The organism is Streptomyces spongiae (assembly GCF_009377185.1).
GTDB classification, from domain to species: Bacteria; Actinomycetota; Actinomycetes; order Streptomycetales; family Streptomycetaceae; genus Streptomyces; species Streptomyces spongiae.
Window position 1 is genome coordinate 35,370 of record NZ_VJZC01000006.1, and the last position, 12,741, is coordinate 48,110.

Genomic DNA, 12,741 nt, shown 5'->3' on the forward strand with positions numbered 1-12,741 from the left:
ATGCGCCTCCGAGCGAGAATGCGTGCGCTCCCTGTCCGGGCGGAGCCGTCATCTCAGCATTGATCCATCGAGGTCTCCGTGTCCGCGCCAGTCGTCCGTGAACCGTTGGGCCACGATTCCAGGCGAACCGAGCGTGCATCCTGGTCACGGCCCGTCGGGACCTCGGGCCCCACCCGGATGTGACGTCGGAGGAGCCGGCTCGCGCTGCGGGTGTCGTGCGGCGCACAAAGTTCGGCCACTTCCCCGGTCGTGCCGCACTGCCGGAGGCCCTCGCCGACGAAGCCTCCGAGAGGCTTCGGTCCGCGGTGGTCGCCGGTGCCGAACGCGCACAGGCGGCGCCGGTCGAGCGGGTAGGGCCGGCCTCGTGCTGTCGATGCGGTCCGTAGGTGACCGATGCCGGCCGCTCCTGGCGCTGGTCAAGCGGGACCTCGGTGCGGAGCGGGTGGCGGAGGTGCTGGCGTCGGCTTGTCGACCATGGCTTGCCGGTCCACGGCGGCATCCAGGGCGCGGAGGACGCGGCGGCACAGCTCGCGGGATTGCAGCGCCGAGAACAGGCATAGGGCCCAGTGCTACCCCACACAGCCCCCGCCGGCAGGCACCAATCCGCAGATCTCCCCATGCCTGCCGTCGAGCCCGTTTCGTCACCCGACGGGACTGATGAGCGTCACCGCGCCGCCCGCGCGAACCCATGGAGCCACAAGCCTGCTCCGGAGCCGTCCGGCCGTTCGCCGCTTCCTCGAAGGCCCTCCGCCCGACCCGGCGCCGACCTGTCCTTGGTGTTACTGATCACCGAGGGGGAAGCGGAGCATCCGATGCTGCACCTCACTGTCAGCCAGATTCCGACCGCGATGCATGAGGCCCGTCAGCTAGTTCAACCAGCGCATCTTCGCCGACGCACCGGATGCCGCACAGCCCTCGTCGTTCCCGCTGCCGCACGCCGCCCAACTCCCCGTCAGCCGCCGGTTCGGCAGCAAGATTGCAGCACTCGCCAGCGACCTCACGGTCCACCGCAACCAACGCATCGACGGCGCCGGCCATGAGGGGACCGTCGCCCTCCTGCTCTTCGACGACGACACCGTCGCCGAGGTCGTACCGGCCTTCGAACGGATGGCAGCGGCCACGGTCCCCCGCCAACTGCTGCTGGACAGCCCACCTCGCGTCCTGGGCGCCCGCCTCACACGGGGAAGCGCCAAGGCCTTTCCACAATCCCTCTCCTGCTACGTACCCGGCTTCACCACCACGCCGGTCCAGACAACCGGCAGTCTCAGCACGACGACACGCACCGCCCAGGCCCAGCGGCAATCCGGCGACAACCACGCAGCGATCACACTCCTGTGGAACGCAATCCGTGACGTAGCCCGACTCGCCAGTGTCGGCGGCCTGCCCCCGCTGAGGCGACTGGACCGAGACCCGGCCACCGCCGGAGGCCGGGCACGCCTGCTCCTGCACGATCTGCTGACGAGCCCACTCGACAGCCACCTCGAATGGGCAGTCCTCACCGCCCGCCTTCTGCGGCTGCTGCCCGACCTGACTAAGAGCCCCCTGAAAGGTGTCGCCCGTCTCGCAGATCCCCTCGCCCACATCCCGTACATCGCCCAGCCGGCGCCCGTGCCCGAGGCGTCGGCTGATGCGGACCACGGTGTGGTGGCGTCGGTGCGGGATCGATCCAGAGCGCCAAGGGCGAAACCCACACGGCCACACTCATCCTCGAATGCCTGGAACGCAGCGGTAAAAAGCACGACGTACACGAGGTCCTCGGACTGCTGAGCCGACAGCAGGATGCCTCCAAGGCCCTGGTCACGATCCAGCGCGCGGCGCAACTCGTCTTCGTGGGCGCCACCCGCCCCACTCACCTGCTCGCCTTCGCCGCGCACCGCACACGAGCCGAACCGTACGTCGAGGCGATGACGGCCCGCGGCTGGTCTGTCCACGAGATCCACGCGCGCAATCCGATCCCCGCCGTGTGATTCGGAGCTCAAGCCGTCAGCAAGGTGCGAGTGAAGGCGCTGAGCCCGGTCAGCCGGCGACGGTCAAGACGGCGGACCGTGGCCATGGTTGCGGTGGCACCTCGTCGGGGTGCAGCCGTAAACGGGCCGGCCGCCAGGCTGTGTCCGGGGACATTTCGTGATCCCTGTTCTTGCGGATGCGGCGCGCGAGCAGGCTCGTGCGCGGGGCCAGTACCCAGCGCAGCAGGCTTAGACTCACTCCGCTTCCTCGACGGCCGCGATCTCCTCGGCCAGGTGCCGGTGGCCGAGTGTGGTCATCGCGCTGCGCAGGATTTTCAGGAAGTCCTGCGCGTTGTCTTCAGTGAGCCTGCCGACGAACGGCGTTGCCGGTCCTGGCCCACTGCAGCAGCATTTCGTGGATGTAGGAGGCGCTGGCCGTCTGTAGACAGGCTGACGTGAGGAGTTCCACGGCCGATGGCCACAGCGGGGTGTTGTGCCAACGCCAGACCAGCTGGCGCAGTGGTTCTTGTCGACGATGACGTACCGCCCACCGCAGGGCGAAGCTCCCGATGCGCTCGGCCATCGTCTGCCGTTCTGCGTCAGTGAGCGTTTCGAGCGCGGCCTTGGGCTTCTTCAAGGGGGCGTCGGCCAGCCACTCCAGGAACTTCACCCGGGACAGGGGCCGATCGACCCAGAAGTACTCCAGTGCCGCGTCGTCCCATTCGGGGCGGTTGAAGGTGACGGTGTCGTCGGCCAGCAGTTCGGCCTCGATCGAGTCGACCATCTCGATGACGCCGGGTTCCTGCTGTCCCCTCAGGGATGGGTCACCGTCCCCGAAGACGGATGCCAGGTCGGCTGTGCTGGCGTAGACGTGCGCAACGGACGCCCCGCGCAAGGTGGCGCAGGCCAGCAGGAAGTTGCGCTGGAAGCTGGTACGGCCGGACTCCTTGTGCCAAGCCAGAAGCTGGGAACGCCAGTTGTTGCGGGCCGCGATGACGCTGAGAACCTGCCGGTCGAACGGTGTGTCACCGCCGCTCTTCCGTTTACGTGCCAGCGCCTCCAGGTTGGGCAGGTTGCTGTCGTTGGCATGGTGCGCGTCCAGAATGAGACTGACGATCTCCAGGGCCTCCACCGGTGGCTGACCATTGTCACGCCGTGCACGAGCGGGGCGATGATGCCGTACGACATGCCGGTGACCCAGCCGGGATCGGCCGTGCACCAGTACACGTCCTCGGGGTGCAGATCGAGCGCGTACGCCGCCGTGGCGCAATGGGCGACCACCGCTTCGTGGACGTGGACGGCGCCCTTGGGGGTGCCGGTGGTTCCGCTGGTGAAGTGCAGCAGCGCCATGTCCTCCGGCGAGGTCGGCGGGACGGTGAACGCGTCCGAGGCCGCGGACATCAGTTCGTCGAAGGAGAGCGTGCCGGGATGCTCGTCGGCGCCGGGCCCGACGATGAGGACGTGGTCGAGATCGGGGAGCGCCGCCCGCCGGTCGGCGATCTTGCGCCGGTACAGGGCCGCGGTGGTCACCAGCACACGGGCGTCGCCGAGCCGCAGGCGCTGCTCCACCGGATCGGGGCCGAACGCGGAGAAGAGCGGGCACAGCACGCTCGCGTTCTTCAGCGTGCCGAGCACTGCCGTGTAGAGCTCGGGGCAGCGGCCGAGCAGGGTGAACACCCGGTCTCCAGGGCCGACGCCGAGTGATCGCAGGACGTTCGCGACGCGGGCCGTACGGCGGGCAAGTTCCAGGTACGTGACGGTGTGGACGGAATTGTCCCGGGCGATGCATCGCAACGCGGCCCTGTCCGCGCGGTCCGACGCCGCGTGCCGGTCAACCGCCTCGTGGGCCATGTTGAGTCCGCCGCCGGGCAGCCCGGCCAGTGCGGTGCGCGCCTGCGGCCATGTGAAGGCGGAGCGGGCCCGGTCGTAGTCGATGAGACGGGGAAGGACGACCGGTGCGGTGTCCTTGTGGATCGTTTCCCAGTGCATGGGTTGCTCATCCCGGCACTGCCCCTGATCTCCAGAGTCGCCGAGCCCAGCCCTGGCCGCATGTCGGTCGCAGGCACGGCCCGACCCGACGGGCCGCGGCATCCTGCCGGCAATCTGGGGGCCGAGGGCCGCCCGCTTCTTGCGGGCCCGAATTGCACGGTGCGCGGTTTCGCTCCGCTTCGCCGTGTCTCCTGATGGCCCTCGGCTCATTTCCATTCCACCGTCGCTGACCGGCGAGTCGTAGGGCCGGACGGCCCTGGCCTGGGGGCCGGACGGCCCGTTCGGGCTCCCTCAGGCCCGAGCGGGCTCACTCGCGGTGCAGCACGACTTTGAGGGCGCCGGTGTCGGGGCCGTGGGAGAAGACGTCGTAGGCGTGTTCCATCCGGCTGAGGCCGAAGGTGTGGGAGACGAGCTGGGAGACGTGCAGGCGCCCGGAGGCCACCAGGTCGAGCAGCCAGGGCAGGGAGGAGGTGTCGACCTGACCGGTGCTGATCGTCATGTTCTTGCGCCACAGGGCCTCTAGGTGCAGCGTGGTCGGCTTGCCGTGCGTGCCGATGTTGGCGATATGGCCGCCCGAGCGGATGACCCGTGTGCAGAGGATGAAGCTGTCCGGATCTCCGGCGGCCTCGATGGCCACGTCGGCGCCGGGTCCCTCGGCCAGATCGGCGATCAGTCGCCCGGGAAGCTCGGCGGAATCCGCCCCCAGACGAGCGGCGGCTTCAAGCCGGGAGGGGGACCGGTCCACGGCGATGATTCTGCGGGGCGAGTAGATCCGAGCGATGACGACCGCGGCGAGTCCCACGGGGCCGGCGCCCACCACGACGACGGTGTCCCCGGGGCCCACGTGTCCGTTCCGCACGCCGACCTCGTAGGCGGTGGGGAGCACTTCGGCGAGCAGTACGGCGTCATCGAGTGCCAGGGATCCGGGCCGCCGCCGGGTGGAGTAGTCGGCGAACGGCACCCGTACGAACTCGGCCTGTGTCCCGTTGAGCAGGTTTCCGAGGATCCACCCGCCTTCGCCGCGGCACTGCCCGTACATGCCGTCCCGGCAGAACTCACAGCGCCCGCAGGCCGAGACGGACGACACGATCACTTGGTCCCCCGGGGCCATGGAGTGCACCTCGCGGCCCACTTCCACCACCTCGCCCACGGCCTCGTGACCGAGGACCGTTCCTGGCTTCACCTCGGGCAGGTCGCCACGCAGGATGTGCAGATCACTGCCACAGATGGTGGTGGCTTCAACGCGCACGACCGCATCGGTCGGATCCTCGATCGCCGGATCAGCGACCGTGTCCCAGGAGATCTGTTCGGGGCCGTGGTAGACGAGTGCTCGCATGGTCACCCACTCCCTGGCTGCCTCCTTCCACCGTCGCTCTCCCAGAAGGTGCGGGCAACCGGGGAAGTTCGGAACCGCTGGGTGGCAACCGGGTGCTGCCCGGCGACGGCCCCGCTCGCCACGGGCGGGACCGTTACAGGCGGATGACGACCAAGGCGATGTCGTCGGGGCCTCCACCGGTGACGTCGAGGCGGTCCAGCAGTGCGTCGGCCAGTTGCTCGGGGGCGCGGGTGCCGATCTCCTGAGCCAGGGCTGTGGTCAGGCGTTCCAGGCCGACGTCTATGTCCTCGCCGCGGCGTTCGATGAGGCCGTCGGTGTACAGCACGAGGGTGTCCCCTCGGGTGTAGGTGAGGCTGGCCTGGTGGCGGGGGACATGGTGCAGGCGTGCGCCGAGCGGGCGGATCGGTGGCCTTGTCCAGCAGCTCGCAGGCCCCGTCGGAGTGGAGCAGGACGGGCGGCGGATGTCCGGCGCTGCTGTAGATGATCAGTCTGGTGCGAGAGTCGACGAGTACCTTGACCGCGGTTGCGGCTGTGGCGCCTTCCAGGGAGCGGGAGTACAGGCCAAGGAATTCCAGGGCCTGGGCAGGGCTGGGGACGGCACGTATGGCTGCGCTCAGGGCGCTGCGGAGCATGCCCATGACGGCCGCGGCGTCCAAGCCATGGCCGACGACGTCTCCGACTGCCGCGGCGTAGCGGCCGGGCGGCAGGTCGACGATGCCGAACCAGTCGCCGCACACGTTGAGTGATGTGGTCGCGGGCAGGTACCGCACGGCGATGTTCTCTCTGCGCTCGTTCAGGGCGGGGACGTAGAGCATGGCTTCCTGCAGGGCGACGGCGATCTGTCGTTCGCGGGCGTGGGCCTGGCGTAGTTCCTGGTTCAGCCGATGCAACTCGCGGGCCCGCACGTACAGTTCGGCCGCCATGCCTTTCTCCCGCTCGGTGAATTCCTCGGTGAGCCGGCGTGCCCGGCGTGAGTGGACGAAGGCGGTAACGTCCTCGGCCCGCTGAACGATCCATTTCACCCTGCCGTCCGGCCCGGGAAGGGGTGTGTGGATCTCGGACCACCACCGCTCCTCGAACCCGCCCGGCTGGCCGGGGGCGGGGATGTCGTACCGCTGCAGCACCAGGGTTTCCGGTTTCCCGGTGTCCAGGACCCGGCGCAGTGACGTCTTCAGGTTCCGTTCTGCGTCGTCCTCCGGGACGCCGGGGTTTTCCGGCAGGGCGTCGAAGAAGTAGTTACCGACCAGTTCTTCCCTGCTCCGTCCAGTGGCCTGCAGGCATGCGGGGTTGACGTAGCGGATCACCAGGTCCGTGTCCAGTACCAGGTACGGGCTTGATGTGGCTTCGAAGAAAGCCGTGAAATCGATGTCCGTTGTCATAACCCGCTCCCGTGACCTGCGAGCGCGACTGCCTGCACTTCCAATCTAGAAGCGACCACGTCCTGGCTCACCTGACGGGGACCAGGAAGCGGGTCCGGCACCCTCGGGAGCCTCTCGTAGCCGCAGACGTAACGACGTGCACGCGTGATCCCGCGAATGTGCGTACACGCGTCCGCGCTGATGGCAGTTCGGGCCCGTCTCCCAGCCCTCACCAGGCATAACTGGCCACCCACGCCGAGATCAACGATGTCTGATCACCGGGAGGACCGAGAAACAATCGGACACCGTCACCCAGCGGTCGTGGTCGGCCGGATGGGGACGCTGTTGCGCCGATCAGAGACAGCCAGCCGCTCAGCCCGGCCATGCCGGCGTGGCGTACCAACTCGTCTAGTCCGGCTCCATGTAGGGGCGGCGGAAGAGCGGGGCCGGGCTGTCGGCGCGCGGGCGAATCGCTGCCAGCGCCTGGACCACCGCGGCTTCCAGGGAGCCGCTCGTATCGACCCTGACAGCCTCGGGCCATGGCGGTTCCGTGACAGCCATGGCGGTGGCCACGTCGAGGCCGGCGTCGGACGCACCGGGCGCGCGGGTGGCGAGGCGGGTCGTGGTCACCTCGCCCGGAACCTGGCAGTGGAGGGCGACGAGGTCGGTGTGCGTGCGTTCGGCCAGGCGCAGGGCGGCTTCGCGCTGTGCGGCGTCGTGCCAGGTGGCATCCAGGACGACGGACTCACCCTGGGACAGAAGCGTAGACGCGCGGTCGAGCAGTGCGGCGTACGTCCTGCTGGTCCATTCGGTCGAGTACAGGCCCTCGCCGTAGGCAGCTGCTGACGGCTGCTCCGCGGGGATGCCCGCCAGCTCCTTGCGGAGACGGTCGCTGCTGAGCAGAGTGACCCCGAGGCGGTCGGCGAGCGCGCCGGAGAGCGTCGACTTGCCGCTGCCCGGGAGGCCGCCGACGAGGGTCAGGCCGACGGCGGAGGCGCGCAGGTGGCGCAGGGCAGTGCTGATCAGTCGGCGTGCTGCCCCCTCCCCACCCGGCGTGCCCTGGCGTGCCTGGATCAGGGAGACCTTGGCGCGGACGAACGCGCGGTAGGCGACGTAGTGGTGGCGCAGGGAGGACGGTGCCGGGTCGCCGGAGTACTCGCTGTACTCGGCGAGGAAGAACGCTGCGGCCTCCGGGGCGCCGAGTTGTTCCAGGTCCATGGCGAGGAACGCGGCGTCGTCGAGGCCGTCGACGTAGCGAAGGTGGTCGTCGAACTCCAGGCAGTCCAGGACGCGAGGGCCGTCGTCGAGGCAGAAGATGTCCTCGGTGAGCAGGTCTCCGTGGCCGTCGACCACCCGGCCCTGCTCGATCCGCGTGGCGAACAGGGGCTCGCGGCCGGCGAGATAGCGGCGCACCAGGCGCTCGGTCTCCTCCACGCCGTCGGGCGCGGTGTCGTCGTCGGACAGGGCATGGACCTGGGTGAAGCTTGCTTCCCAGCGCGAGGACAGCGCGTCGCGCGTGCCCTGCTCGTCCACCTCCCGGCTACGAGGTGCGCTCGCGTGGTGGGAGGCGAGCAGGCGGGCGACCGCGCGAAGGACGTCGTCGACGGCGGCGCCTTCCCCTACGAGCCGGGAGAGGCGGCGCTCGGTGGGCATCCGCCGCATCACCACGACGGGTTCTGAGACGCCCGTGTCCGGGCTGCGGAATTCGCCGACGCCGAGGTAGACGTCGGGGGCGAAGCGGCGGTTGAGGGCGACTTCCCTCTCGCAGGCGGCGCGCCGGGCGGTCACCGTGGTGTAGTCCAGGAACGTCAGGTCGAGTGGCTTCTTCACCTTGTACGCGCGTTCCCCGATGAAGAGCACCACCGCGGTGTGGGTCTCGCGCACCTCGGCGCGCGGGAGGGACGGAGTCCCGGGGACGTCGGCCCGTCGCGCCGCCTCCCTCGGCTCCCTGCGGCGGCTCGGCTCAGTCATGGGGGACGACGGCGACCGGGCAGCGGGCGTGGTGAACGGCGGCCTGGGCCACGGGCCCCAGTCGGGATCCCAGGTTGGGATGGTGCTTGCGACGGCCGACAACCAGCAGTTCGGCGCCCTCCGCGGCTCCCGCGATGGCCCTGGCAGGGCTGTCGAGGCGGACCGTGTCAGCCACGACCACACTCGGAAACTTCTCGCACCAGGGGCGGAGCGCCTGACGGAGGTGCTTCTGCGCCTCCTCGACGATCTCCTGGGTCACGGTGTGGTCCACACCCCAAGGGGCGTAGGCGTGGAGCGGCACACTGCGGCCATGGACGGCGTGCAGACGCAGGTCCCGGGCCGCGGCGGTGGTGAAGGCGAATTCGAGCAGTTCGTCGACCGGGCCATGCGGCTTCACCGCCACGACTACCTCGCCGGGCGCGTCTCGTTCCGGTGCCGACAGCCCTTCTGCCTGCCCGCGGGCTCGCACCAGGACCACGGGCCGCTCGGCGCGCCCCACGACGATCATGCTGATGTCACCGAGGAAGTAGCTTTCCACGGGGGCCAGGCCCCGTGAACCGAGCACGAGCATCTCGGACTCCGACGCCGCGTTGAGTAGTGCGTCCTGGGCGTCGTCGGCGACCAGATTGCCGACGACGATGAGGCCAGGGTGCCGCGCCTGGAGTTCCGCTTGGGCATGGTGAACGAGCCGCTTCGCCCAGTAGTTCTGGTCCATTTCCGAGGGGATGCGGGTCGGTTCCGGTGCGAGGAGGGGCCACGCGTGCAGCAGGCGCAGGGTGAGGCCTCGCCGCTCGGCCTCGTCGGCGGCCCAGTGGGCGGCGGCGAGGCTCTCAGGAGAGCCGTCGAGGCCGACGGTGAGGACTCGTTCCATGGCGACTGCCTCTGTCTCGTACGAAGCTGGAAGGACGGTGAGCATGGCCACCGTCCGGGCTCCGCCCCCCTGTGAATGGGTGGCTGTGCAGGCCGGCCGTGGGGCGTGCTCGGCGCCGAGCACTGCGCTTCTACGTCGAGGACTACCGCAGATCTCCTCGCGGCGCATGTGGTGCCCGGCCAAGCGGCGCTCGCGAGAAGTCCGGAACAAACGAGGTGGGAGCGGTGGCGGTTCCCCTGGTGGTCGGTATCGACGGGTCCGAGGCGAGCCTTGAGGCGGTGGACTGGGCCGCGGACGAGGCACTCCGTCACGAGGTGCCGCTCCATCTCGTGCACGCGGCCGCACCGGACCACGAGACGCCCGCGTCCGGCCTGGTCGCCGACGCCTCGGAGCGAGCCAGGAAGAACGCACCGGCCCTGCGGCTGTCGAGTGAGGTACCCCACGAGGACGCGGCGTCCGCCCTGATCGGCAGAGGGCGCAACGCCCTCGCACTGGTACTCGGCTCCAGGGGGCTCGGCGATCTCGCCGGCCTGCTCCTGGGGTCGGTCAGCCTGGCTGTGGCCGCCCACGCAGACTGCCCGGTCGTCGTCGTGCGCGGAGGCGTGGGGCACAGGAACGGCCGGTTCGGGAACGTCGTCGTCGGAGTCGAGGACGGGGAGGGCAGCGGTACGGCCGTGGAGTTCGCGTTCCGGGAGGCCCACGTGCGGCGCTGTCGACTGGTGGCCGTGCACTCCTGGATCACCCCGGTGGGGAACCCCGGGCCTCCGGGCCTGTCCGGATACGCGCTCCAGGCCATGCGGCGCCCACCGGCGCAGGTGCTCGCGGACGCGCTGCTCGGCCCTGGGGATCGGTCAGGACGTGCCGGTGAGCAGGGAAGTGGTCGAGGGCTCAGCCCGACGGGCGCTCCTGGAGGCCGCGTCCGACGCTGATCTGCTCGTCGTCGGGGCCCGCAGAAGACACGGGCACGTCGGCCTGCAGTTGGGCCTGACCAACCATGCGGTGCTGCATCACGCGCCATGTCCTGTCGCGGTCGTCCCACAGATATGACCAGTGACGAGCGAAGCGGGAAGAGCAGGACGGGACGAGAAGCCGGTCAGCAGGGACCTTGGGCCCCCTGACCGGGCTCTGCCGCCGTCGGAAAATGGTAGAGGAAGCAGGCGTTGTGTGGGGAAAGCACCAGCGACAGCCGGAGGCCAGATTATGAGCGCACAAGGCTCGCCGCGCGCATCCGGCCCGCAGCGACCGCACCAGGAGCGGCGCTCGTCCAAGCGCGTGAACCCACTGAGGCGTACATCCGATCAGGTCGAAGCCTGGTGCTCCGGCCTCCTGCTGGTGGTGCTTGTCCTCGGACTGCCGGTGGCTTCGGTGAGCGCGGGGCTGGCGGTCCACGCGTCCACGATGCGCACGGTTCAAGCGCAGTCCGCGGAGCGGTTCCAGGTCACCGCTCGGGTGACCTCGGCCCCTGAAGCAGCACCGGGCAGTGCCTCAGTCGAGAAGCAGAGAGTGCGGCTCAGCTGGACCGGCGAGGACGGACGGCAGCGTACGGGAACCGCCCGCGTGTCGCTGGACAAGACCGCAGGCTCGACCGTGCGGATCTGGGTGGACCGGGAAGGGACCGTTCAGGACCCGCCGATGTCCGCGGTCAACGCGAAGGCCGCGGGCTGGCTGATGGGCGGAATGACAGCGGTCGGCGTGTACGCCGGCGTCGTCGCCACGCGCAAAGGGATGCGCCTGGTGCTGGACCGCAGAAGGTACGCACAGTGGGACGCCGAATGGGACCTGGTGGAGCCGCTCTGGTCCGCGCGGTTCCACATGTGACAGGCCCCGGGCCCCGAGCGGCGTCGAGGAGGTGACGTTGATGTCCGATGCGACGACCACCGACCTGTACGAGGTCACGATGGCGATGTCGTACCTGCGGGAGGGGATGAACCGCCCGGCGACGTTCAGTCTTTTCGTCCGCGACCTGCCACCCGACCGCGGCTTCCTGGCCGCCGCCGGCCTGGAGTCGTCGCTGGACTTCCTGTCCGGCTTCCGGGTCGGCCCCGAGGACGTCGACGCCTTTGCCTCGGTATTGCACCGGCCTCCGCGTGACCTGGCCCCGCTGCTCGGCCTGGAGTTCGCCGGCCAGGTGCGGGCCGTGCCGGAGGGACGGATCGTGCTCGCGGGAGAGCCGCTGTTGGAGGTGACCGCGCCCCTTCCGCAGGCGCAGCTCGTCGAGACGTACGTGCTCAACCAAGTCAGCCACCAGACGGCGATTGCCTCGAAGGCCGCACGGTGTGTCCTGGCAGCGGCGGGACACCCGGTCGTGGACTTCTCCCTGCGACGCACCCACGGCCCCCAGGCCGGCTACGAGGCCGCGCGCCTGAGCGCGATGGTCGGATTCTCGGGAACGAGCAATGTCGCTGCGGCCGCCGCCGAGGGGCTGCATGCCGTCGGCACGATGGCCCACTCCTACATCGAAGCGTTCGGAACGGAGGAGGCGGCCTTCCGGGCCTTCGCCCGGTCCCACCCCGGCCCCGTGACGTTCCTGGTGGACACCTACGACACCGAGGAGGGGGTCCGTGTCGCGGCCCGCGTGCTGCGAGACCTCGACCACGCGGCTCGTGGGACCGGCTCGGCCGTGCGGCTGGACAGCGGCGACCTGGGGGCCCTGGCAGAGCGGGCGCGCGGCATCCTCGACGCGGCCGGGCTGCCCGACGTGCGAATCGTCGCCAGCGGCGGCCTCGACGAGTACGCCGTGGACGAACTGGTCCGCTCGGGAGCGCCGATCGACGTCTACGCCGTCGGCACGCGCGTCGGGGTCTCCGCCGACGCCCCGTTCCTGGATTCCGCCTACAAGATGGTCGAGTACGACGGACGACCAGTGATGAAGCTCTCCTCGGCCAAGGTCACCGCCCCCGGGCAGAAGCAGGTGTACCGCCGCCCCGGACACGCGGACGTGATCGCGCTCCGTGAGGAACAGCCGCCGAGCGGGGGCGTACCGATGCTGGAAACGGTGATGCGGAACGGGAGGCGCACCGTCCATCGCCCCACCCTGGGCGAGAGCGGGGAGAGGTTCGCCGCCGACCTTGCCGCGCTCCAGCCCGCGGCACGCCGCGTCCAGACCCCCCTCGCACCCCGGGTGAGGACCTCCGAACAGCTGACCGCCCTCGCCGACCAGGTGCGGCGCCGTATCGAAGACGAGGTCCTGGCTTCATCCGCCGACCTGCGCGACCACGAGCGGAGCGCCACCGGATCGCGGCGCTCCGTACCGAGATGAGGAGAACAGTG

General features: G+C 69.9%; 8 protein-coding genes and 4 pseudogenes. 5 read left to right on the forward strand and 7 right to left on the reverse strand.

All coding sequences use genetic code 11. The features are described 5' to 3' along the window. Positions 1-78 precede the first annotated feature (78 nt). Positions 79-466, forward strand: a pseudogene (locus tag FNH08_RS53850) (TetR/AcrR family transcriptional regulator); the annotation flags it as partial. Between the two features lie 362 nt (positions 467-828). On the opposite strand, the gene FNH08_RS02120 reads toward FNH08_RS53850, so the two are convergent. Further along, positions 829-1,638: a hypothetical protein gene (locus FNH08_RS02120; RefSeq protein ID WP_152769500.1), complete on the reverse strand. Its 810-nt coding sequence runs from the start codon at positions 1,636-1,638 to the stop codon at positions 829-831. Between the two features lie 191 nt (positions 1,639-1,829). On the opposite strand from FNH08_RS02120, the gene FNH08_RS50545 reads away from it, so the two are divergent. After that, positions 1,830-1,967, forward strand: coding sequence for a hypothetical protein (locus tag FNH08_RS50545; protein WP_194238333.1), 138 nt, complete (start codon positions 1,830-1,832; stop codon positions 1,965-1,967). Between the two features lie 337 nt (positions 1,968-2,304). Here the strand turns inward: FNH08_RS50545 and FNH08_RS02125 are convergent, their stop codons facing one another. The 6 genes and pseudogenes from FNH08_RS02125 to FNH08_RS02150 all read right to left on the reverse strand — a co-directional run bounded on the left by FNH08_RS02125 (position 2,305) and on the right by FNH08_RS02150 (position 9,471). After that, positions 2,305-3,078: a hypothetical protein gene (locus tag FNH08_RS02125; protein WP_194238334.1), complete on the reverse strand. Its 774-nt coding sequence runs from the start codon at positions 3,076-3,078 to the stop codon at positions 2,305-2,307. Positions 3,079-3,104: 26 nt separating this feature from the next. Further along, positions 3,105-4,151, reverse strand: a pseudogene (locus FNH08_RS02130) (AMP-binding protein); the annotation flags it as partial. A 91-nt stretch (positions 4,152-4,242) separates the two neighbouring features. Further along, complete coding sequence (locus FNH08_RS02135) at positions 4,243-5,271, reverse strand: alcohol dehydrogenase catalytic domain-containing protein (protein WP_152769501.1); 1,029 nt, start codon at positions 5,269-5,271, stop codon at positions 4,243-4,245. A gap of 133 nt (positions 5,272-5,404) precedes the next feature. Then, positions 5,405-6,650: pseudogene (locus FNH08_RS02140) on the reverse strand (PP2C family protein-serine/threonine phosphatase). Between the two features lie 387 nt (positions 6,651-7,037). Next, the gene (locus FNH08_RS02145) at positions 7,038-8,513 is read right to left on the reverse strand and encodes a bifunctional aminoglycoside phosphotransferase/ATP-binding protein (RefSeq protein ID WP_322723509.1); all 1,476 of its coding nucleotides are present in this window, start codon (positions 8,511-8,513) and stop codon (positions 7,038-7,040) included. 79 nt (positions 8,514-8,592) lie between these two features. After that, positions 8,593-9,471, reverse strand: a complete 879-nt coding sequence (locus FNH08_RS02150) for a universal stress protein (RefSeq protein WP_152769503.1) — start codon at positions 9,469-9,471, stop codon at positions 8,593-8,595. Positions 9,472-9,695: 224 nt separating this feature from the next. On the opposite strand from FNH08_RS02150, the pseudogene FNH08_RS02155 reads away from it, so the two are divergent. The 3 genes and pseudogenes from FNH08_RS02155 (at position 9,696) to FNH08_RS02165 (ending at position 12,730) form a co-directional block, all read left to right on the forward strand. Next, a pseudogene (locus FNH08_RS02155) lies at positions 9,696-10,518 on the forward strand (universal stress protein). Positions 10,519-10,671: 153 nt separating this feature from the next. Further along, positions 10,672-11,289 carry an Rv1733c family protein gene (locus tag FNH08_RS02160; protein ID WP_152769504.1) on the forward strand — a complete coding sequence of 206 codons (618 nt, stop codon included), beginning with the start codon at positions 10,672-10,674 and terminating at the stop codon, positions 11,287-11,289. 40 nt (positions 11,290-11,329) lie between these two features. Beyond that, complete coding sequence (locus FNH08_RS02165; RefSeq protein WP_152769505.1) at positions 11,330-12,730, forward strand: nicotinate phosphoribosyltransferase; 1,401 nt, start codon at positions 11,330-11,332, stop codon at positions 12,728-12,730. The last annotated feature ends 11 nt before the right edge of the window (positions 12,731-12,741 follow it).